This is a genomic window from Paraburkholderia sp. RL17-337-BIB-A (assembly GCF_046025895.1).
In the GTDB taxonomy this organism is placed as follows: Bacteria; Pseudomonadota; Gammaproteobacteria; order Burkholderiales; family Burkholderiaceae; genus Paraburkholderia; species Paraburkholderia fungorum_C.
Genome location: NZ_JARESY010000002.1, coordinates 844,741 through 866,814, shown reverse-complemented (window position 1 = coordinate 866,814; position 22,074 = coordinate 844,741). Strand labels below are relative to the sequence as shown.

The 22,074-nt window shown below is 62.8% G+C and carries 19 protein-coding genes; 3 read left to right on the top strand and 16 right to left on the bottom strand.

The features are described from left to right. Positions 1-10 precede the first annotated feature (10 nt). The 10 genes from P0D84_RS24850 to P0D84_RS24805 form a co-directional block, all read right to left on the bottom strand. Positions 11-3,625: a molybdopterin cofactor-binding domain-containing protein gene (locus tag P0D84_RS24850; protein WP_408341324.1), complete on the bottom strand. Its 3,615-nt coding sequence runs from the start codon at positions 3,623-3,625 to the stop codon at positions 11-13. Then, positions 3,622-4,128, bottom strand: coding sequence for a (2Fe-2S)-binding protein (locus tag P0D84_RS24845; protein WP_408341322.1), 507 nt, complete (start codon positions 4,126-4,128; stop codon positions 3,622-3,624). Before P0D84_RS24845 ends, P0D84_RS24850 begins: the two co-directional genes overlap by 4 nt. Before the next feature lie 31 nt (positions 4,129-4,159). Continuing rightward, positions 4,160-5,359 (bottom strand): amidohydrolase family protein, encoded by a 1,200-nt coding sequence (locus P0D84_RS24840; RefSeq protein ID WP_408341320.1) that lies wholly within the window; start codon positions 5,357-5,359, stop codon positions 4,160-4,162. A gap of 74 nt (positions 5,360-5,433) precedes the next feature. Next, on the bottom strand, positions 5,434-6,147 hold the full coding sequence (locus P0D84_RS24835; protein ID WP_408341318.1) for an ABC transporter ATP-binding protein: 714 nt from the start codon (positions 6,145-6,147) through the stop codon (positions 5,434-5,436). Continuing rightward, complete coding sequence (locus P0D84_RS24830) at positions 6,144-6,953, bottom strand: ABC transporter ATP-binding protein (RefSeq protein WP_408341316.1); 810 nt, start codon at positions 6,951-6,953, stop codon at positions 6,144-6,146. The genes P0D84_RS24835 and P0D84_RS24830 overlap by 4 nt, the downstream gene beginning before the upstream one ends. Continuing rightward, on the bottom strand, positions 6,950-8,890 hold the full coding sequence (locus tag P0D84_RS24825) for an ABC transporter permease (protein WP_408341314.1): 1,941 nt from the start codon (positions 8,888-8,890) through the stop codon (positions 6,950-6,952). The genes P0D84_RS24830 and P0D84_RS24825 overlap by 4 nt, the downstream gene beginning before the upstream one ends. Before the next feature lie 18 nt (positions 8,891-8,908). Continuing rightward, complete coding sequence (locus P0D84_RS24820; protein WP_179740595.1) at positions 8,909-9,493, bottom strand: amino acid synthesis family protein; 585 nt, start codon at positions 9,491-9,493, stop codon at positions 8,909-8,911. Positions 9,494-9,529: 36 nt separating this feature from the next. Next, complete coding sequence (locus tag P0D84_RS24815; RefSeq protein ID WP_408341312.1) at positions 9,530-10,120, bottom strand: amino acid synthesis family protein; 591 nt, start codon at positions 10,118-10,120, stop codon at positions 9,530-9,532. Further along, positions 10,096-11,034, bottom strand: coding sequence for a UPF0280 family protein (locus P0D84_RS24810; RefSeq protein WP_408341310.1), 939 nt, complete (start codon positions 11,032-11,034; stop codon positions 10,096-10,098). Before P0D84_RS24810 ends, P0D84_RS24815 begins: the two co-directional genes overlap by 25 nt. Before the next feature lie 84 nt (positions 11,035-11,118). Further along, on the bottom strand, positions 11,119-12,726 hold the full coding sequence (locus P0D84_RS24805) for a 6-hydroxynicotinate reductase (protein WP_408341308.1): 1,608 nt from the start codon (positions 12,724-12,726) through the stop codon (positions 11,119-11,121). 392 nt (positions 12,727-13,118) lie between these two features. Here P0D84_RS24805 and P0D84_RS24800 point away from each other — a divergent pair, with 392 nt between their 5' ends. Beyond that, positions 13,119-13,820, top strand: a complete 702-nt coding sequence (locus P0D84_RS24800; protein ID WP_408341307.1) for a TetR family transcriptional regulator — start codon at positions 13,119-13,121, stop codon at positions 13,818-13,820. 53 nt (positions 13,821-13,873) lie between these two features. Here the strand turns inward: P0D84_RS24800 and pcaC are convergent, their stop codons facing one another. The 5 genes from pcaC to P0D84_RS24775 form a co-directional block, all read right to left on the bottom strand. Next, on the bottom strand, positions 13,874-14,275 hold the full coding sequence (gene pcaC / locus P0D84_RS24795; RefSeq protein ID WP_323045984.1) for a 4-carboxymuconolactone decarboxylase: 402 nt from the start codon (positions 14,273-14,275) through the stop codon (positions 13,874-13,876). Continuing rightward, positions 14,272-15,063, bottom strand: coding sequence for a 3-oxoadipate enol-lactonase (gene pcaD, locus P0D84_RS24790; RefSeq protein ID WP_408341304.1), 792 nt, complete (start codon positions 15,061-15,063; stop codon positions 14,272-14,274). The genes pcaC and pcaD overlap by 4 nt, the downstream gene beginning before the upstream one ends. A 5-nt stretch (positions 15,064-15,068) precedes the next feature. Beyond that, positions 15,069-16,448, bottom strand: coding sequence for a 3-carboxy-cis,cis-muconate cycloisomerase (locus tag P0D84_RS24785; RefSeq protein ID WP_408341302.1), 1,380 nt, complete (start codon positions 16,446-16,448; stop codon positions 15,069-15,071). 595 nt (positions 16,449-17,043) lie between these two features. Next, on the bottom strand, positions 17,044-17,703 hold the full coding sequence (locus P0D84_RS24780) for a 3-oxoacid CoA-transferase subunit B (RefSeq protein WP_408341300.1): 660 nt from the start codon (positions 17,701-17,703) through the stop codon (positions 17,044-17,046). 11 nt (positions 17,704-17,714) lie between these two features. Further along, entirely contained in the window at positions 17,715-18,419 is a 705-nt protein-coding gene (locus P0D84_RS24775) for a 3-oxoacid CoA-transferase subunit A (protein ID WP_408341298.1), read from the bottom strand. Positions 18,420-19,863: 1,444 nt separating this feature from the next. Here P0D84_RS24775 and P0D84_RS24770 point away from each other — a divergent pair. After that, a complete protein-coding gene (locus P0D84_RS24770) occupies positions 19,864-20,793 on the top strand; it encodes a LysR family transcriptional regulator (protein WP_408341296.1) in 930 nt (309 codons plus the stop codon). A 123-nt stretch (positions 20,794-20,916) separates the two neighbouring features. Continuing rightward, positions 20,917-21,555 (top strand): GTP cyclohydrolase I FolE, encoded by a 639-nt coding sequence (gene folE, locus P0D84_RS24765; RefSeq protein ID WP_408341294.1) that lies wholly within the window; start codon positions 20,917-20,919, stop codon positions 21,553-21,555. A 243-nt stretch (positions 21,556-21,798) separates the two neighbouring features. Here the strand turns inward: folE and P0D84_RS24760 are convergent, their stop codons facing one another. Continuing rightward, positions 21,799-21,999, bottom strand: a complete 201-nt coding sequence (locus P0D84_RS24760) for a hypothetical protein (protein WP_408341292.1) — start codon at positions 21,997-21,999, stop codon at positions 21,799-21,801. Positions 22,000-22,074: the final 75 nt, after the last annotated feature.

Below are 22,074 nucleotides of genomic sequence, written 5' to 3'. Positions count from 1 at the left end.
TTTGGCGACTTCACTCTGCCCGTGGCGTCGCGCGAATTCTGGCGACGCTCGCCGTGACGCCCTGCCATGCCGGCCTGCCGCCGGCGAATTGCTGACGCAGGTAGGTCACGAGTTCGGCGATCTGGGCGTCGTTGAAACTGTCGCGGTAAGCCGGCATCGTACCGAGTTCGGGGCGCGCAGGCGAGCCGATACCATCGAGAATCACGCGAATCAGATTATCAGGCGTCGTGCTGTGCAGATTCGTGTTAAGCGCCAGCGACGGATGCGCACCGAACAATTGCGGCCCGCTGCCGGTGTGATGACAGGCCGCGCACGCGCCATCGAACAGACGAGCACCGAGGCCTGTTGCCGTACTCGTAATCGTGCTGGCCTGCTCGTATTGACGCGCCATCGCCTCGGGATTCGCGTTGGGCTCCAGGGGACTCAAGGACGCCAGATACGTGGCCATCGCGCGAATGTCGCTATCGGGCAGCGTCGCCAGATCGCTGACGACCGGCGCCATCGGACCGGCCGCGACGCCGTGCAGCGGCGCATGACCGTAGCGCAAATAGCTGAACAGTTCGTCTTCGCTCCAGGGCACGGGCGCGTTGGAAAGCGTCGACAGCGCGGGCGCTTCCCAACCCTCCGCCATGCCGCCGCCCATGAATGCCGCGCCGGTTTTCTCGGCGCCAAATGAATTGCGCGGGGTATGGCATGCGCTGCAATGGCCGAGGCCGTTCACCAGATACGCGCCGCGATTCCATTGCGCGCTTTGACTCGCACTCGCGGTAAACGTGTTGCGTCCGAGGAAAAGCCCATTCCATCCAGCCATTAATGGACGCACGCTGAACGGATACGCCAGCTTCGTTTCCGGCGGACGGGAACGCACCGGCGTTTGCGCCATCAGGTACGAGTAAAGCGCCTTCAGATCGTCGTCCGACGTGTTCCTGAACGATGTATAGGGAAACACGGGATACAACCGATGCCCGTCGCGGCTTATGCCTTGCCGCATCGCCCGCACGAATGCTTCCAGCGACCATGTGCCGATGCCGGTCGGTCCGTCGGGCGTGATATTGGTGCTGTAGACGGTGCCGAAGGGCGTATCGAGCGGTTTACCGCCCGCGTTCGGCACACCGTTGTGCGCGGTATGGCAAATCGCGCAATTGCCCAGCGACGCAAGCAGTTTGCCGCGCGCCACCAGTTCGGGCGCGAACGCGCTCGCAAGCGGCGGCGTAATCGGCGCAATGGCCTGGGGCGACATCGCCAACACACCCAACCAACCGGCCGCGCCCGCGGCAATTGCGCCGAGAAAGCCGAACCGCCGACGCTTCTTCTTGCGCGCCGCCGCGTCTTGCGCTTGCGCATCGGCGAGCGCGGCGCGGATCGTCTCCGGTGTGAACGGCGGTCTGCGAAACCGCACACCTGTCGCGTCGAACAGCGCATTGGCGATCGCCGCGGCGCCAGGCAGCGACGCCGATTCGCCCGTGCCCATCGGCGGCTCGCCGTGGCGCGGCATCATCACCACTTCGATTACCGGCACTTCACGGAACGTCAGAATCGGATACGCGCCCCACTCCTGGCTCGTGACCGCGTTCTCGCCGAACGTCACGCGCTCTTTCAGCGCGCGGCTGGTGGCCTGGATCACATTGCCATGTATCTGATGACGCACGCCGTCAGGATTCACCATCGTGCCGGTGTCCTGGCCGACCACCACGCGCGTCACCGCAAGCTCGCCGCTCTTGCGATTCACTTCGACGTCAGCGACCCACGCGGACCATGCCGCGCCGAAGCCGGGGAATTTGCTGTGCACGTAGCGGGCGTAAGCGAAGCCTCTGCCGTGCAGAATGTCGCCTTCTTGCTGGGCATCCTCTTTCGAAGCAATGCTGCGAGGCTCCCAACCGGCTTTCCCGGCCACCGCCTTGACCAGATCGATCGCGCGCGGATCGGTCAGATGCTGCAAACGAAACTCGACCGGATCGACACCCGCGTCAGCCGCGAGTTCGTCGATGAAAGACTCATGCGCGAACGTGTTCGGCAACGCGGACACGCCTCTTAACCACGACGCTCGCACGATCGGCGGCGTGTCGTCGCAAACGATGCGCATGGTACGGTAATCGTACGGTGGCACGGACGTGCGGTCGCCCATTTCGAATATTTGCGGCTGTGCGGAGAGGGTTCCGGTGAGCAGCAGCGCCAACGTGGGCGCGTCGTTCGATGGATAGCGCGTCGCGAAGTCGTATGCAGCGAGCTCGCCTTCGGCACCTAAAGCACCGCGCACATCCATCAATTGCGCTGCGCCCTTCGGCTCCCATGCATGCTCGTCTTCGCGCGATAGTTGCACGCGCACCGGAGCGCCGGTTGCGCGAGATAACAGCGCGGCATCGGCGGCGACGTCGTCGGCGCAATTGCGGCCATAGCAGCCCGCCGCGTCCATGCGGACGATTTCGATGTGCGCTTCGTCGAGCGCCATCAGCAAAGCGAGATCCGCTCGTAACGAATGGGGATTCTGCGTGCCCGACCAGACTTTCAGCTTTTCATCGCGGTAATCGGCCACCGCGCACGACGGTCCAATCGACGCATGCATCTGAAACGGCCATACGTAGGTGCGTTCCAGCGTTTGGGCTGGGGCTTGCGCGAGTGCTGCGTCGATCTCGCCCTGGATCAGCAGATCACGTCGTTTGGCGGGATTTGCTCTGAGCGCGGCTTCCACCTCCTCGCTGGTATCGAGCGGCGGCAAACCTTCCACAGCTTTCCACTGCACACTCAAGCGCTTGACGGCTTGCTGTGCGACTTCCTCGCGCTCGGCCACGATGCCGACGAAATCGCGAATCACCACCACCTTGACGATGCCCGGCAAATCGCCGATTGAATCCTCATCGACATGCAACAGGCTATTGCCCATGAAGTCGCCCTGCGCCACACCGGCATACGGAGGCCGTACAACGCGCCCGTGCAACATGCCCGGCACACGCACGTCATGTACGAAACTCAATTCACCGGTTGCCTTCGCCGGGATATCGACGCGCGGCGTACTCTTGCCGACGATCCTGTACGCGTCCGGCGATTTCAACGGCGCATCGGTGGCGAGCGTCAATTCGATGCGCCGTCCAGCGATCAGGTCGCCGTAGCCAAGGCCTTTTGCCATATCGCCGTCGCGATTAAAAACCACGCCGTCGCGCACATCGAGTTGCTCCGCGCTTATGTTCAATCGCGCGGCCGCTTCCGCCAGCAGGAATTGCCGCGCTTGCGCCGCCGCATGCCGTAATGGCACCGCCGATATCTGAATCGTCGCGCTTGCAATCGTCGGCCCCTGATTCGGCGCTTCGCTGGTGTGGCCGAGCACGACCGACACGCGCGTCAACGGCACATCCAGTTCTTCCGCGACGATCTGCGCGAGCGCCGTGCCGATGCCGGTGCCGAGATCCACATGACCGTTAAACGCCACCACGCTGCCGTCGTCGCGCACCGCGAGAAACATGTCCGCCTCGGTAGGCACGAACGACGAACGCGACCCCGGCTGACCCATCGCAGGCTTCACAGGCGCCTGCGGCGGCCGCGTGATGATGAGCACATTCTGCGCGTCGTAAAGCTGCTGCCGCGACAACGGCGCGAAACGTCGATCGACGCTGAAATCCGGCCCCGTCATGCGTGCACTCCTTGACGCAAGGAAGTTTGCGCAGCAAGCAATTCGGCCGCGCGCTGCACCGCGCGTACGATCTCGACATGCGTGCCGCAGCGGCACAGATTGCGCGACAACTCCCGTCGGATCGTCTCGACGCTCGGATGCGGATCCCGATCGAGCAACGCCTTGGCGGTCATGATCATGCCGCTCAGGCAATAGCCGCATTGCGCGGCCTGCTCTTCGATAAACGCCTGCTGCACCGGATGCAGTGCGGCACGCGTGCCCAATCCTTCGAGCGTGGTGATCTCGCGGCCCAATGCGACTTTCGCGGTCGTCACGCAAGCGCGCGTCGGCATGCCGTCGAGCAGCACCGTGCACGCGCCGCATTCGCCGAGGCCGCAACCGAATTTCGGACCGTTCAACGCGAGGTCGTTACGCAGCAGATAAAGCAGTGGCGTGTCGGCGCCAGCGTCAACAAGATGCGTCGCGCCGTTGACGTGCAGCGTAAGAGGCGCCGGGCGGTTCATGAAAGTGCCGGCCACGCCGTGCGGCGCGCGTTCAAAGCACCACCGGCACTTCGGTCGCCGGTGGTGTATTACGGCTGCGCCGGCAGCGAATCAAACCGTCGATCATCACCATGCCGACACCGGGAATATCGCCGAGTTGCACGCTTTCCAGCAACGTATCGGCCGCCGTGTGCTGCGCGCGATCCATGAACACGAGATCGGCGGGACGGCCCACTTCAATCAAACCCTGGCGCAAGTTGCGTTGCCGCGCGGTGTTGCCGGTCGCGAAACAGAATGCGATTTCGGCAGGTACGTCCGCAAGACTGGAAATCAACGCGATCATCCGCAGAATGCCGAGCGGCTGAACGCCGGAACCCGCGGGGCTATCGGTGCCAAGAATGATTCGATGCGGACATTTCAATTCGATCGCGTGACGCGCGGTGAGCAGCGCGATCCGCTCATTGCCGTTGTGAACGATTTCCAGCGCGCGGCTCGATTGCTCGCACAAATCGCATACGTGCCGATAGGACAGCGACGTATGGCCGCCGTTGATGTGGCCGATCACGTCTGCATCGGCGGCCAGCACCACGTCTCTGTCGATCAGGCCCGAACCCGGAATCGACGGGCCACCCGTGTGGATCGTGCTTTGAATGCCGTATTTGCGTGCCCATGCGACCATCTGCGCCGCTTCCTCGCCGCCCTTCACGCTGCCGAGACCGACTTCGCCCAGCAGCTTTACGCCTGCTTCCGCGAGCTCCTTGAAGTCCTCTTCGACCATGCCCTTCTCGATCACCGGCGCACCCGCCATCACTTTCACGCCGCCGCCGACACCCGCGCCGCGCATGCCTTCGAACGAACGTTGCGCGGTGATCGCGAGCGCCTTTACGCCGAGCACGTCTTTCGGACGGCCAGGCAGGTGCACTTCGCCGGCGGAGATCATCGTCGTCACGCCGCCGTTCAGACTCGATTCGATCCAGCCCATCTGATTCTGGCGCGGCGTCCAGTCGCCGAACACCGGATGCACGTGCGAATCGATCAGGCCCGGCGCGACCGTGGTGCCTTTGCAGTCGACGGTCATTCGCGCGCCTTCGAGGTCGCAATCCTTCTCCATGCCGACCGCGACGATCACGCCGTCGTCGATCACCAGCGTGTTCGCGTCGAGAATCGGCTGGTCGATGTCGCCTGATAAGAGTAGCCCGATGTTCGTTACCACGACCTTGCCCGACAAGCCCGTCAACGTCTCTGCTGCCATCTGCTTCTCCTTTCGCAACGACTACCGGGCGCCGTCTCTCGTGCACACGCTGCACGTCTCATGCGCCGATGGAATCACACGCTCAGATAAGCGCGCCTCACTGTTTCGTTCTTTGCGAGTTCGCTGATCGTGCCGCTGAAACGGATCTGTCCTTTTTCGAGGACATACGCGCGGTCGCTAACCAGCTCGGCGAAGTGCAGATTCTGTTCGGATAACAGAATCGAGAGCCCTTCGCGCTTAAGTTCGAGAATCATGTTCGCCATCTGTTCGACGATCACGGGTGCAACGCCCTCGGAGGGTTCGTCGAGCAGCACCAGATACGGATTGCCCATCAGCGTGCGCGAGACGGTGAGCATCTGCTGCTCGCCGCCGCTCATCTGGCCGCCTGGGCGCTTCGGCATTTCGCCGAGGTTGGGGAAGAGCCGGAACAGTTTTTCCGGCGTCCACTCAGGCGCACCTTCGCGCGGCGGTTGACGGCCTGTAGCGAGGTTCTCCATCACGGTCAGATCGGCGAACACGCGGCGGTCCTCGGGGACGAAACCCATGCCCATGCGCGCGATACGATACGGTTGCAACGCCGTGACGTTTTGCCCGCGAAAACGCACCTCTCCCTGACGGCGCGGCAGCAAACCCATCACCGCTTTCATCGTCGTCGACTTGCCGGCGCCGTTGCGGCCCATCAGCGCGACCACTTCACCGCGGCCGACCTCGAAGCCGACGTCGAACAGAATGTGCGCGCGGCCATAGAACGCGTTGAGGCCGGACACTTTCAGCATCGGCTCGCTCATTGCAGCGCTCCCTGTCCTTGATGGCCGCCTGCCGCTTCATGCAGCGGCGCGCGTGGCTGGAAGGTCTTGCCGGTGCCGAAATAGACTTCCTGCACGCGCGCGTCGTTGCGGATCGTTTCAGCGTCGCCCTCGGCGATCAGCTTGCCCCGTGCGAGCACGATCATTCGATCGGCGTAGGCAAATACCACGTCCATGCTGTGCTCGGTAAACAGCACGCCGATTTTGTGCTCCGTGACGAGGCGCTTGGTCAGCGCCATCAACTCGTTGCGCTCCTTGGGCGCCATGCCGGCAGTGGGCTCGTCCATCAGCAATAGCTTCGGGCGGTTTGCCAGCGCGATAGCGAGTTCAACGCGTTTGACGTCACCGTAGGCGAGCACGCCGCAGGCGCGGTTCGCGTCGGCGCCCATGCCGACCTGTTCGAGCAGCGTGATGGCTTCGTCGGCATAGCGCGAACCCGCGGGTTTCCACAGGCCGAAGGTTTTGCGTTCACGCGAGACCAGCGCCATCTGCACGTTTTCAAGCACGGTCATCGAATTGAAGGTCGCGGCAATCTGAAACGTGCGGCCGACGCCAAGACGCCAGATATCGCGTGGCCGCATGCCGACCAGTTCGTGATGGTTCAGCCGGATCGAACCGGAAGACGGCTGCAGTTGCCCGTTGACCATGTTGAAGCAGGTCGACTTGCCCGCGCCATTCGGGCCCAGCAGGGCCAGCAGTTGACCGGCTTCGAGATCAAAGGAGACATTGTCGACTGCCTTCAGCCCGCCGAACGACTTGGAGAGGCCGGACACGCGCAGCAAACTCATAGCCCCTCCTTGATCGCAGCGCTTGGCGTGCGTGACGTGGGGCTCTTTTCGGCCGTATCGGCGTTGTCGTCGCCGAAACGCTCACGAATGAAACCGACGATACCCTGCGGAAACGCAATCACCAGCAGCAGGATCGCGAAGCCTAGCAGCGCCTGCCAATAATCGGTTTGCCGCGCGACGGTGTCCTGCAGCCACGTGAACACGGCCGCGCCGACGATCGGGCCGGTCAACGTCTGCAAGCCGCCGAGCAGCACCATCACGAGGCCGTCCACGGAGCGGCTTACGCTGATCACTTCCGGTGAAATCGTCCCTTTGGAGAAGGCATAAAGCGATCCGGCGAGCCCGCAAAACAGCGACGCGACAACGAACGCCGCCCACTGCACGCGTTTCACGTCGATGCCGATCGCCTCGGCGCGCAGCACCGAATCGCGCGACGCCCGCATTGCGTAGCCAAGCGGCGAGAACAGCATCTTGCGCAGCAGCCACACGCCGATCACGGCACAGGCGAGCGTCAAATAATAAAAAGCGACCGGCGACGACAACCAGTTCGACGGCCACAAGCCGAGAATGCCGTTACTGCCGCCCGTCACGTCGTCCCACTGGAACACGACCGACCAGACGATCTGTGCAAACGCAAGCGTCAGCATGGCGAGATACACGCCTGAGAGCCGCACGCAAAACCAGCCGAACACCAGCGCGCCAGCCACTGCAAGCAAGGGGCCGAGCAGCAACGCGGCTTCCATCGGCAGATTCAGGACTTTCAGGAACAACGCGGCGCCGTATGCGCCGAGGCCAAAGTACGCGGCGTGGCCGAACGAATGCATGCCGCCAGGGCCCATGATGAAATGCAGACTCGTCGCGAACAGGACGGCGATCAGAATTTCAACCATCAGCACGGGCATGTAGGGAAACGCATTGGCAGCAAGCGGCGCGAGTACCAACACCAGCAACGCGATGGCCGCCAACCACTTCAGGCGCTTGCCGGCGGGCCGCAACGGCGCTTCAGGCGGGGCCATGCCCCGCACCGCGGCGCTCGCCTTCCCTAGCAAACCCCAAGGCCGCACCACCAGCACGACTGCCATCACGACAAATTCCGCAACGAGCGTGAAACGGCTCAACGACAGATCGATGCCGAACACCGACACATGCCCAATGCCGATGCACAATGCCTTGATCTCCGCGATCAGCAATGCCGCGACGAACGCGCCTGGAATCGACCCCATGCCGCCGACCACCACCACCACGAACGCATTGCCGATGGTCTCCAGATCGAGCGACAGATTCGCCGACATCCGCGGTCCTTGCAACGCGCCGCCCAAACCCGCAAGAAAAGCGCCGACGAAAAACACCCCGGTGAACAGCCACGCCTGATTGATGCCGAGCGCGCCAAGCATCTCGCGGTCCTGCGTCGCGGCGCGCACGAGCGTGCCCCAACGCGTGCGCGTCAACGCGTACCACAGCAACAGCAACACCACCGGCCCGATCACGATCAGCGCGATATCGTAGGTCGGCAGCGGATGGCCGAGAAAATCGACCGCGCCGGCCAGATGCGGCGCACGCGGTCCGAAAAGGTCTTCCGGGCCCCACAGCCACAGCGCGGCGTCGCGGAAAATCAGCACCAGCGCGAATGTCGCCAGCAGGTGAAACAACTCGGGGGCCTGATAGATGCGCCGTAACACGATCATTTCGACCAACGCGCCGAGCACGGCAACCACCAACGCGGCAGCCAGCACCGACAGCCAGAATCCGCCCGCCGTCTGGCCGAAGCGGCTCGCCATGCTATACGCGACATAGATGCCGAACATATAGAACGAGCCGTGCGCGAAGTTGACGATGCGCGTCACGCCGAAGATCAACGACAAACCAGCGGCGACGAGAAACAGCGTCGACGCGTCGGCGAGTCCGTTGACCAGCTGTACCAGCAAATTCGAAAGCATCGCGACCCTTAAGAAAACTCAGCGCAAACCGTCTTCGCCCTTGATCTCACTCACCTGCAAGCCGCCGATGCGTGGCAGCGGCCGGCCGGAAGCCGTCACCGCGACCGCCACGACGATTTCATTCGCGCGCGGCGCGTCCGAAACCCGCGCTTCGATGGCGTCGAAATGACTGCGAACGAAGGCCGCGTCCTTGTGGCCGAGCGGCACGTCGATCGCGGTGCCGAGCGTACCCATTTTTTTCGCCGACGGCACCAGCGCCGCGCCTTTTTCGACCGCGACTCGCAAAGGAGCACCGAGCTTGGGATGCAGGATCGCCGCCGCATGTTCCAGTTCGCCCGCTTCGCCGACAATGGCCGCCTTGCCGTAGCTTTGCGCGTCGCCCGGCTTGATGCCTAGCGCTTCGACGCACTTGTTGCCGAGTAATGCGCCCAGCTCCTCACCGGCCTCGATCAGCGCGTCGAGCCTGGCCTCGTAGCGGCCCGCATAGGGATTGTCGATCACCGCAATCGCGACTGCCCGGCGTGCCGGCGGCTCGATGGCCTGACCCATTTCAATGCGTGTTTCATCGACCTGCACCACCAGCTTGCGAAGCTTGATTGCCATTTCGATCTCCGTGTTTCGATGCGTGTTCTGCGCCTTTCAGCGCAATCCGTCCTTACCCACAATCGCTTCTTTCGCCAAGCCGCCGACGCGCGCATGCACGCGCTGGCCCGTGCTCATCACGAGCATATACACCAGTTCGTCCGCGGCGGGCGCACCGGGCACACGCACTTCGATCGCGTCGAAATGACTGCGCACGTAGCTCGCGTTGACATGCGTCAGCGGCACATCGAGCGCGGTGGAAGGCGCGCCGACTTTCTTGGTCGACGGCACGATGGCGTTGGTCGGCACACCGTTTTTCTCCAGCAATTCACGCATTGCATAGCCGCCGGGGACATGCCACAACGCGCCATGCTCGAGTTCGCCGCGCGAGCCGACGATGGCGCCCTTGCCGTAACTTTCGATCGATGCATGCGGCACGGCCATTGCCGACAGCAACCGCTGCGCCATATCGAAGCCGATCGGCTTGAGCGCTTCCATGGCGTGTTCGATCCTGGCTTCGTAGCGGCCGGCGAACGGATTCGTCATCACCGCGGCAATCGCGCCGCGCCGCAGCGGTTGCGCGGGCGCGGGGCCGAACTCGTGGAAAATGTCTTCGACGTGCGTCAGCACGCGGCGTATTTCGAACACGGAGCCTCCGTTGCTATTTCAGCGCGGTTCATGAACAACGCGCCATTGTGATGAGTATCAGCCACTCGCGCCCGTCCTTGCAGGAACAGTGCGGCGCCTTCGATCAAACCTTGTTCCTGTAAACGCTGGGCGGCGTCGACGCCGCGTGCCAGCGCAAAATCGATCAGCGGTTGAGGCAAGGACGGCACATCGACAGTCACGAGCATGTCGCCGAGATCGCTGTCGTCCTTCAAGGAGGAAGCCGGCCTGCGCACGATGCCCGCATGCTCCAGATTGACTGCGTTGGCGATCATCGACGCGGCGGCATCGGCGGTGGCGGCGTTGCGGGCCAGCACCGTCACGCTGTCGGCAATCCCCAGGCTGAAGCTGCGCCCGCGCCAGCCGCTTGTCGCGACGCCGCGAATCGGCATCGCGGCGTCAAGCGTCAGGTTGGCGTCCAAGGCCTGATCGCCTGACAGCCTGGCAGCGGAGAACTGCGCCAGATCGGCGAACACGCCTACGCGGTATTGCTGCCCTTCGGTCAAATGGAGCGCGATGTCGCCGCCGTTGTTGATGAAGGCGCGCGATATGCCCTCGCGTGCGAACGCCGTGATCAATTCGTCCGCGACGCTGCCGGCAACGGCCGCCATCGGCGTGATGTAGCGCGCACGGTGAGCGTGACATGCGTCCCACATGTGGCGGGCTACGGAGCCTTTCAACGCGCAGTCGCCATGAGCCGCACTGCTCGGCACAGGCTGCCGAAGCAGTTTCAACTCGCCGACCAACTCAGGCAACACGTCGACAAAGCGCATCCAGCACGCCTCGTAGGCGGCCTGCACGGCCGAGGGTTCGCCTTCCGCGCTGAGGATCAGATCGATCGGGCCATGCTGCCAATGCCAGCGGGCCGCGTCGAGTTGGGTGCGGGTTGCGTTCATCGTGTTCGGCGTGTTCGTGGCGTTCTGCGTGTCTGCGTGTCTGCGTGTTCGTCGCGTGTTTCTTGATCGGTCACGTTGTCGCCATTAGCCGAGCATCGGCGGCATGGCGGGCGGCCATGGGTTATCGGGATTGCGCGCCAGAGTCCTGCGCGCGAGCGGCGCCCCTTCCGTATGCTCCGGCCCGTTCGCCAATACACTTTCCAGTGAACGCACCGCCTCGAGATGGCCGCCGAGATCGCGGTACGCATCATATGTCATGGTGAATTCGATCGGCGCGACGATTGCGGGCGTCGGCACGGTGCCGAACGATCGATCGGGCATGCGGGAGACATCGACCATCACGGTAATGCCGCCACCCGGCCACACATAGGCCGGCGCACCGCCACATGTCACGTTCACCAGCTTCTGTTTGATGGCGCGTGTGAGCAGCACCGGATTCTCCGTTGCCCCTGCTCGCAGACTGCCGCCCGCGCCGCCGAGGAACAGCACCGTCGCAAGCGACGGCTCGCAATTCTCGCCGATTCGTTCGACCGTGCGGCGCACGGCATCCGGCATGGCCGCGATGCGTGGCACGAGGTCCTGATCGAGTTCGTACCACTGTGCGTGCTCGCCGGTGGTCGACACCATCAGCAAGCGCATGCCCGGTTTCGCCGCGGCGGGATCGAAGCCTTCGACAATCGCCAACGGGTCCTGAATGTCCGTGCCGCCCCAGCCGGTGCCGGGATTCGCAACCTGAAAATAGCGGCCTGGCGTCGATTTGCGTCCGCGAATCTTCAGGCCTGAGCGCGTCATGCCGAGACAGCGGCCGGCCTGGTGTTCGGTGAGCACACCGGTGATGTGATCGTCGACCACCACCACTTCGTCGGCATGCCCGAACCATTGCTTCGCGAAGATGCCGATGGTGGCCGACCCGCAGCCCACCCGCATACGCTGCTCTTCGACGCCGTCGACAATCGGTGCCGCGCCCGCGCGAATCACCAGACTCGCACCGCCGTCGATGGTCAACTCCACCGCCTCCTTGTTGCCGAGGGCGAGCATCATGTCGCACGTCACGCGGCCTTCTTTCTTGCTGCCGCCGGTCAGATGATGGACACCGCCAAGGCTCAGCATCTGCGAGCCGTACTCCGCCGTGGTCACATGGCCGACAATCTCGCCATGGCAACGCACGTTCGATTGCTCCGGCCCAAGAAAGCGGTCGGTATCGATCTTCACCTTGAAGCTGCAATAGCTGAAAATGCCCTCGGTGACGACGGTGATCATGTCGACGTCGTCGCGCTTCGAGGCAACGATGAAAGGCGCAGGTTTATAGTCGGGATAGGTTGACGATGCGCCAATGCCGGTGACGAACAACTCCTGTTCCGCTGCGGGATCGTGCACCTCGGACGATGCACCAAATTCGACCGTGGCATCCTCATTGCCCAGGCTCGCACCAGGTAAAGCAGCAGCACGCGACAGAAACACCACAGGGTCGACGCGAATCAGCCGCCCGTCTGCATTCGCATAGCGATCGCACGCACCCGTGCGGCCCTCAGATATCTGGCACAACACCGGGCACGCATTGCATTCGATCTTGTTGGACGCCATCCGCTCGCTGCGCGGCGCCGCTTTCTCTAGCACGGTGGGGCCGGGCGTCGAGGCAATTTCGCCGTCGACGCTCTCCGCGCCGAAATCGACCTTCGTATGTTCTGTCATGACGGGGTTCCCATACGACGACATTACAATCGGTCCTGCCCGGCTGACGAAAAGCCCCTGTTTCAAGGGACTTTCGCGTGATCCGTTCGTTTTAATGTTGCGGTCACTCACCGTTCGTGTAGTATCCGCTACACCAAACTCGTTTGAAATCTACCCGATCAAAATAGACTGCGCAACGAGTTTCACGGCGCGCGCTGAATGCTGCGGCGCGGCATCGGCGCGCGAATGACGCTTCAATCTACGCCGAAGCGCATGATCGCGCAGGGCATTCCGTCGCGCGTGAGATGGGCTGTATGATGAAGGCGCGCCATGCCAAAGCGTATCTGAGTGGTCGTAAACGGCCGCGGCGCATGCCGTTCAACCTGACGCTAACAAAGAGTTCCGAGACCGCCATGAGTTCCACTGCCGCCCGTAAGCCGGGCGCTATCGGCATCCGAGCGAAACAGGCGCAAGACACGCGCGCCAAGATTCTCAAAGCGGCAATCAAGGTCTTTGCAAAACAAGGCTATGCAAGCGGGCGGGTCGAAAGCATTTCGAAGGCCGCGCGTTCGCACGACCGCATGATCTATTACTACTTCGGCAGCAAGGAACAGTTGTTTGTCGAAGTCCTGGAAACGATCTACACGCAGTTCAACGAAGCCGAAAGCAAGCTCGATCTCGATCTGGACGATCCCGTGCACGGCCTCGAGCAGATGGTCGAATTCGTCTGGCAGTACTACCTCGATCATCCGGAATTCGTCACTCTGCTGTCGAGCGAGAATCTGCATCAGGGCAAGCATGCGAAGAAATCGTCAAAGCTGAAGGAGATTTCGGGCTATGCGATTTCGGTCGTGCAGAAGTTACTGGACGCGGGTCAAGCGCAGAACGTTTTTCGTACCGACGTCAAAGCGCGTGATGTGTACCTGATGATTGCGTCGCTCGGTTATTTCTATAACGCCAATCAGTACACACTGGGTGCGTTTCTCGGTGAATCGCTGATGGACAACGCGGCGCTCGCGCATTGGCGCGAGGTCATCAAGGATACGGTGTTGCGCGCGGTGCGCTTGCAATTGCCGGCTGAAACCGTGGTGGTGCATGAGAGCAAAACTGCCTGAAGCGCGTTTCGTCCGACGTACGCTTCAGGCTTCGCATCTCTGCAACTGCGCCGTTACGGCTTTGGCGCTGCCGCTGCCGCGTCGTCTTCGCGGAACAGTTTATCGGCGAGGTGGTACGCTGAATTAGCCGCCGGCACGCCGCAATAGATCGCGGTTTGCAGCAGCACTTCCTTGATCTGCTCGCGTGTCACGCCGTTGTTCTTCGCCGCGCGCAAATGCAAGGCGAGTTCTTCGCTCCGGTTCAAGGCGACCATCATCGCGATGGTTAGCAAGCTGCGCGTGTGGCGCGGCAATCCCTCGCGCGTCCAGATTTCACCCCATGCGTAGCGAGTGATGAAGTTCTGGAATTCCTCGGTCAATTCAGTGCGATTGGCGAGCGAGCGGTCCACGTGCGCGCTGCCCAGCACTGCGCGGCGTACCTCGAGTCCTGCTTCGTAGCGGTCTTCGTCGTTCATTTCTGCTCCGTCAGGAAGTCGAGCACGGTCTTCGTGAAAGCGTCGACTTTTTCAATGTTGGAAATATGCGAGGCGTCCAGTTCGACGTAACGCGCGCCCGGAATCGCCTGCGCCAGCTCGCGGCCTTGTGCCGGCGTCGCGGCCAGATCGTGCGTGCCGCTGATCACGAGCGTTGGCACCTTGATACCGGCTGCTTCGGGGCGCAAATCGGCGGCGTCGATGGCATCGCAGTTCGATGCGTAGCCTTCCTTGTCGGTGTGCACGAACACGTCGCGAATCATGGCAAGCACAACCGGTTCACGTTCGATGTAGTCGGCGGTAAACCAGCGCGGCAGCACAGCATCAGCCAGCGCGAGCATGCCTTCCGTGCGTGCCCGCGCGGCGCGCGGCACCCACACTTCCGGCGAACCGATACGTGCCGCCGTATTGGACAGCACCACGCGCTCGAGGCGATTCGCGTGACGCGCGGCCAGCGCGACGCCGGTCAGGCCGCCCATCGACAGGCCGCAGAAATTCGCGCGCGCGATCTTCAGCGTATCCATCAGGCCGAGCACGTCGCCGGTCAACTGTTCGATCGTGTAGGGACCTTTCGGCGCTTCCGAATGACCATGACCGCGCGTGTCGTAGCGCAGCACACGAAAGTGTTTCGACAGCGCCGCGACTTGCGGCGTCCACATCGACAGATCGCTGCCGAGCGAATTCGACAACACGATCCACGGCGCGTTGCCGTGGCGGTCCCCGTCGATTCGATAGTGCAGCTCGATACCGTTGACTGCGGCGTAGGGCATGCCGGTTACTCCTTGGAAGTGGCGCGCCTGGCGCGCACGTGATGAAGTGCCAGCGCGGCGTCCACATAAGCGTGCGCCTGGCCGACGTATTGAGCGGGGTCGAGCAGTTGCTTCAGGCGCTCGGGCGAAAGATGTTCGGTCACGGCAGGGTCCGCCGAGAGCACGTCGAAGAGCGTCTTGTTCTCCGCGATTGCCGCTTTCGATGCGCGCTCAACCAGATGATGCGCATCGAGCCGGCCGATGCTGTCGCCGAGCGCGAGCATCACCGCTTCGCCGAGAATCAAGCCGTGTGTGACGTCGAGATTGGCGGCAAGGCGCGGCACATTCACGTTGAGTCCCGCGGCAATCTGCTCGATGTTCGCGAGCGCGCCGCCAGCCAGGCGCGCGAGGTCCGGCAGCGCGTCCCACTCGGCTTGCCAGCCGCCGAGCGCGCGCTCGTGCTCCTGCACCATGCCGGCGAATACCGTGGCCACCAGCCCTGGCGCGCGCGTCGCGGCGGTCAGCACCGCGGCGCAGCCCACCGGATTGCGCTTGTGCGGCATCGTCGACGAACCGCCCTTGCCTGCCGCGGCGGGCTCGGCGAGTTCGTCGATTTCGGTTTGCATCTGCAACGAGATATCGCGCGCGATTTTGCCGAGCGTGCCGATCAGCATGCCGAACAGCGCCGCTGTTTCGGCGATGCGATCGCGTTGCGTGTGCCACGGTAAGGTGGGCACAGTAAGCTTGAGTTCTTTAGCCAATGATTGCGTGACTTGGGGCGCTGCGTCACGAAGGCTCGCGAGCGTGCCCGCCGCGCCGCCGAATTGCAGCACCAGCACGCGCGCGCGCAATGCATCGAGCCGCTCACGATGCCGCAGCAACGCGTCGAGCCATTGCGCGAATTTCAGGCCGAGCGTGATGGGCAGCGCCTGCTGCAACCAGGTACGGCCGATCATCGGCGTCGCGCGATGGGCGGCCGCGAGTCTTGCGACTGCGTCACACGTGGCTTGCAAGCCGCTGTCGAGCAGATCGAAGGTGTCGCGTAGTTGCAGCACCGTCGCGGTATCGATGATGTCCTGGCTCGTCGCGCCCCAATGGACGTACTTCGATGCTTCCGCGTCCGCCGTTTTGACGCGCGCGGTGAGTTGTTTGACGAGGGGAATCGCGAGGTTGCCGCCGAGTGCCGCGTCGCGCGCAAGAGCGTCGGCGTCGAGTTGATCGGCCTGGCAGGCCGCCTCGATCGCGGCCACGGCGGATTGTGGAATCACGTTATGGGCAGCCGAAGCGCGCGCGAGCGCTGCTTCGACATCGAGCATCCGTTGCAGCGCGGCACGCGGCGCCCAGATGTCGTTCATCGGCTGTGTGCCGCAAAGAAGGCCGGTCAGACGGGCGCTGGAGTCGAGCATGATGGCGTCGATGAGGGAGTCGAAGGTAAAGGTTTTTTCACCAGGGCGATCTGGACACGCGTGGACGCACACTGAAGGCGCACCCTGCGTGTCCCACCGCGCTATCTATCGAGAGCGTACCGCACGCGGCGTTGCAGCGCATTCTGCACCGATACCGACGCGATGGCCCGGCGTACCGCCGTGGCATCGGAACACGCGCATGAAGCTTGCCGAATGCGCGCTCCGGACATGCCTGGTGGCACCCGTGCACGGCGCAGACCGACGTGAGCGTTGCGGTTGCCGCGCGAGTATTCCGGTTGCCACGTATGCGCTGCGTTACCGCGTAAGCGCTGCAGTTGCGACGTAAGCTTTGCGGTAGCCGCGTAAGCGTTGTCGCCGCCGCGTAAGCTTTGCAGTTTCCGCATAGGCGTTGCTGCCACCGCGTAAGCTTTGCGGTAGCCGCGTAAGCGTCGCTTCCACCGCGTAAGCCTTGAGGTTGCCGCGTAAGAGTTGCTGCCACCGAGTAAGCCTCGCGGTTGCCGCGTAAGCGTTGCTGCCGCCTCGCCAGCGTTCCCACCTATCGCAAGCTTTATGCTGACGGCTACCGCGCCGATGCTTAGGCCGCGCGCGCCGTTTGCGTGCCGTCGATCAGCGGCACGCCGGTCAGTTTGTGCAGTGCATCGAAGTCGAGGTCCGAGAAGATCTCGCGCACCACCAAGCCCTTGTCGGTGACGTCGATCATCGCCAGGTCCGTATAGATGCGGTCGACGCAGCCCACGCCCGTCACCGGGTAGGTGCACTCAGCGGCGATCTTGCTTTCGCCCTGCTTGGTCAGATGTTCCATCATCACGTAGACCTGCTTAGCGCCGATGGCCAGATCCATGGCGCCGCCAACAGCCGGAATCGCGTCGGGCGCGCCGGTGTGCCAGTTCGCCAGATCGCCCTTCGCCGATACCTGGAACGCGCCGAGCACGCAAAAATCCAGATGACCGCCGCGCATCATCGCGAACGAATCCGCGTGATGGAAGTACGCACCGCCCGTCAGCAGCGTGACATGCTGCTTGCCGGCGTTGATCAGTTCGTCGTCTTCCTCGCCTTTGGCGGGTGCCGGGCCCATGCCGAGCAAGCCGTTTTCGCTGTGCAGGAAGATTTCCTTGTCGGCGGCGAGGTGATTGGCCACCAGCGTGGGCACACCGATGCCGAGGTTCACGTAAGCGCCTTCAGGGATATCCTGGGCAACGCGCTTGGCCATTTCATCGCGGGTCAGTTTTTTCATGTCGGGTCTCCTCAGGCGGCGGTCGCGGATGCAAGTTCGGCTTGATGCGTCGCTTGCGGCACTTCGATCACGCGTTGCACGAAAATGCCGGGCGTAACGATATTTTCCGGGTCGAGCTCGCCGAGCGGCACCACTTTCGACACTTGCACGATGGCCGTTTTTGCCGCGCTCGCCATGATCGGGCCGAAGTTGCGTGCGGTCTTGCGATAGACCAGGTTGCCCCAGCGGTCGCCCTTGAGCGCCTTGATCAACGCGAAGTCCGCATGCAGCGGCGACTCCAGCACGTAATGCTTGCCGTCGATCAGACGCGTCTCCTTGCCTTCGGCGAGCTTCGTGCCATAACCGGTGGGCGTAAAGAAGCCGCCGATACCTGCGCCCGCGGCACGGATGCGCTCCGCGAGGTTGCCTTGCGGCACCAGTTCGAGCTCGATTTCGCCGGCGCGATAGAGCGCGTCGAACACATACGAATCGGTTTGGCGCGGGAACGAGCAGATGATCTTGCGCACGCGTTTGGCTTTGAGCAGCGCCGCGAGGCCGATGTCGCCGTTACCGGCGTTGTTGTTGACGATGGTGAGTTCGCGCGCGCCTTGTTCGATGAGCGCGTCGATCAGCTCGGACGGCATGCCGGCCGTGCCGAAGCCGCCGATCATGACGGTCGCGCCGTCGGGGACATCGGCGACCGCCGACTGAAGTGACTCGAAAATCTTGTTGATCATGTCGAATTTCCTTTTGGGGCGCCGCGTGCCACTGGGCTTTTTGCCTTTGCCTGTGCAGGCAGGGGCTTGTTGCGGGACGGTCTCCGGGCCTGTACTGGCGGCGGCTCGCCGGGTGGGGATGCGGGCTGGCGCCTTTGGGTGTTCGTTTGTCGATTTGTTCTATATGCGAACATGGATTCTATTAGCGAACGGTTGGGGGATTATGGTTGCCCTTCGGGCGGGTTGTCAAGGCAGGGGATTCCCCTTAATCATAGGTTCTGGCCTGCCCGGCGGGGGTGTCTGCGTGACGCTTTTTGTTTTGTTTGCCTCCGGCGGTGGGTTTTCCATGATCAGGTTGCCTGTTCGCGCTTGTTCGTCTGTATTTGCCTACGGCGTTGGCCTTTCCTTGAGCTGGTTGCCTGCGCCGCGCTTTTGGGTTGTATGCCTACGGCGTTGGCCTTTCCTTGCGCTGGTTGCCTGCTCGGCGCTTGTTGCTCTGTGTGCCTTGCGGTGTTGGCCTTTCCTTGATTTGTTATTGGTCTATTAGCGTCGCCCCTGTGCGGGGCGGGCACTTACTTCTCTTTGCCGCCGCAAAGAGAAGTAAGCAAGAGAAAGCGGCTCAAACCGCCAACTCTTAAGCGGGTCCCCCGCACAGTGACGGCAGTGGTGCATCTGGAATCCGTCCCCTCGCACATTCGGCCCCGGTGACACAGCCGTCATACTTCCGGCGGCGCTGCGCGCGCCGACACGCATTTCATAAAACCATCCGCCGCGTTTTCGCCTTCATGTCTCATCTGGCGCCGTGTATTGGCGCCGTATATCACCTCTTCGCCTCTTCGCCTCTTCGCCTCTTCGCCTCTTTGCCTCTTTGCCTCTTTGCCTCTTTGCCTCTTTGCCTCTTTGCCTCTTTGCCTCTGTCGATCGTCCCGCTTGCCGCTGTCGCCTGGGCGCTTCGCCGAGGCGAAGCCGACGGCCCCACCACCTCCAAACGAAGCCCCTGGTTTGCCAGGCAGACCCATCCGCGACGCACATAGTGCGGAGTGGGCGCTGATGAGCGCCTTGTCACTCGCGCTGAATGTGCGAAGAGACGGATTCCAGATGCTCCACTACCGCGACTGTGCGGGGGACCCGCTTAAAAATTAGCGGTTTGAGCCGCTTTCTCTTGCTTACTTCTCTTTGCGGCGGCAAAGAGAAGTAAGTGCCCGCCCCGCACAGGGGCGACGCTAATAGACCAATAACAAATCAAGGAAAGGCCAAAGAGCCAGATCAAGGAAAGACCAACACCGCAAGGCAACAGACCAACAAGCGCCGCGCAGCCAACCAGATGCAAGCAACGCCAACGCCGTAGGCAAACAGCCAACCAACCGCCGCACAGGCAAAAAACCACTATCCCAAACCAATATTCCTAAACTACCCTCTATCCATAAACCAGATACCCCCCAAAGCGCCGCAGGCAAAAAAAACCATGCCCGACCCAAATCTGGATCTAAACCTGATCCCCTACCTGGTAGCAATAGAAGACACCCGCAACGTCAGCCGCGCAGCGGACCAACTCGGCGTCAGCCAGCCCCGCGTGAGCACCGCGCTAGGCCGCCTGCGGGAATACTTCGACGACCCGCTCTTCGTCAGAACATCAAAAGGCATGGAACCCACGCCGCGCGCGCTCGCCATTCTCCCCGCCGCCCGCGACGCGCTTCTACGTATCGAGAAAGGCATGCTCGACGTGCAAGACTTCGATCCGGCCACCAGCACCCATACTTTCTCCCTGGCGCTCTCCGACGTCGGCGAAATCGTCTTCCTGCCGCGGCTCCTGCAACTCTTCGCCGAACGCGCGCCCCATGCCAATCTGCGCTCGGTGTCGCTCTCGCCCTCGCACGTGGAACGTGGACTCGAATCCGGCGACGTCGATCTCGCCGTGGGCTATTTCCCCGATCTGTCGGGCAACAACTTCTTCCAGCAACGGCTCTTCACCCATCGATTCATCTGCCTGATGCGCACGGGGCATCCCCTTTCGAAGGCGCCGCTCACACTGGCTCAGTACGTGGCGTCGGGCCACGCAGTCGTGCGCGCCGAAGGACGCAGCCAGGAAGTGCTCGAACATTACCTGGAAAAAAAACGCATCAAGCGCCGCGCCGTACTCGAAACGCCGCACTTCATGAGTCTGCCGTTCATCCTCGCGCGCACCGATCTGCTCGCCACGGTGCCGCACGCGATCGGCTTCGCGTACGTGTCGGAGCATGCGTCGATCACGCTGGTCGAACCGCCGCTGCCGCTGCCGCGCTTCGATCTGCGGCAGCACTGGCATCGCAAGTTTCATAACGATCCGCGGGCAAGCTGGCTGCGCGGCGTCGTCGCCGAGCTCTTCAACGACGATATGGACGAGTGGCCGAAGTGAACTCGCACCCCGGCGGCGAAAGGGGCATCGACACGACGCGCCGCAAAACATGGAACAATGGCCGCACTCATTGAACCCGCGCGCTCCGTTTACCGTCGACGCGCGATCCCAGAGGAGCGACGGATGGTCAGCAGCAAAGCAAAGAAAACCAAACCCACAGCCGCAGCAGAACGCCCCAGCCGCGAGGAAGCTGAAGCAGCCGTACGCGTGCTGCTGCGTTGGGCCGGCGACAATCCGGAACGCGAAGGCCTGCTCGATACGCCCTCTCGCGTGGTGCGTTCTTACGAGGAGTTCTACGCGGGCTATCAGGTCGACCCGCGCGAGATCCTCGCCCGCACCTTCTCCGAGGTGGACGGCTACGACGAAATGATCGTGCTGAAAGATATCCGCTTCGAGAGTTATTGCGAACACCACATGGTGCCGATCATCGGGCGGGCGCACGTTGCCTATCTGCCTGAGCATCGGGTGGTCGGCATTTCGAAGCTGGCGCGCCTCGTCGATGCGTTCGCCAAGCGTCTGCAGATCCAGGAAAAGATGACGGTGCAGATCGCCGATACCTTGAACGAAGTGCTGCAACCGGCAGGCGTCGGCGTGATTCTCGAAGCCGCGCATCAATGTATGTCCACGCGTGGCGTACATAAAGCCGGTGTCACGATGGTCACCTCGCGCATGCTGGGCACATTCCGTACCGATCCGTCGACGCGGCGCGAGTTTTTGTCGATCGTGGGTAATCCGGGTGTGGTAGCGGTCGCCAATACCTGAAGCCTGAACGGCGCTTCGGTCGCGTCGTGGTGCGGGCTGCGGCGTCGAACCCTGGCTCGCCGCTCATCGATTGTGATTCATGCCGTCGTGTCATGCCCGCCGCGCTGTGCCTTGCGCACCGGTTACGTCTCATGGCGGTTACGTCTCCCGTCGGTGATGCCTCACGGCGGGACACCTTACATCCGGGGTATGCCTCAAGCCCGGATACGCTCATACCTGATCTCGCGCACACCGGTTTACGCTTCACGCCATGCCACGCACCGTGCGCAGCTGGCCGAAGTTGGCCAGCAGCACCGCCCCCAGCACGCATGCAACGCCGGCGAGTTGCGCCGCGCTAACCGGCTCCCGTAACACGACAGTGGCCAACGCCACCGCCGCTTCACGAAAGGTGGCGCGAATCCAGCTTATGGTCGAATTGGAAGCGAGCGCCGCGGCCAGACCCATCGGGTATCCTGAGCGAAGAAAACCCGCACCCCGGAACCCGAACGAGCAAACCGGACGGGCAAGCAGATAAACGCT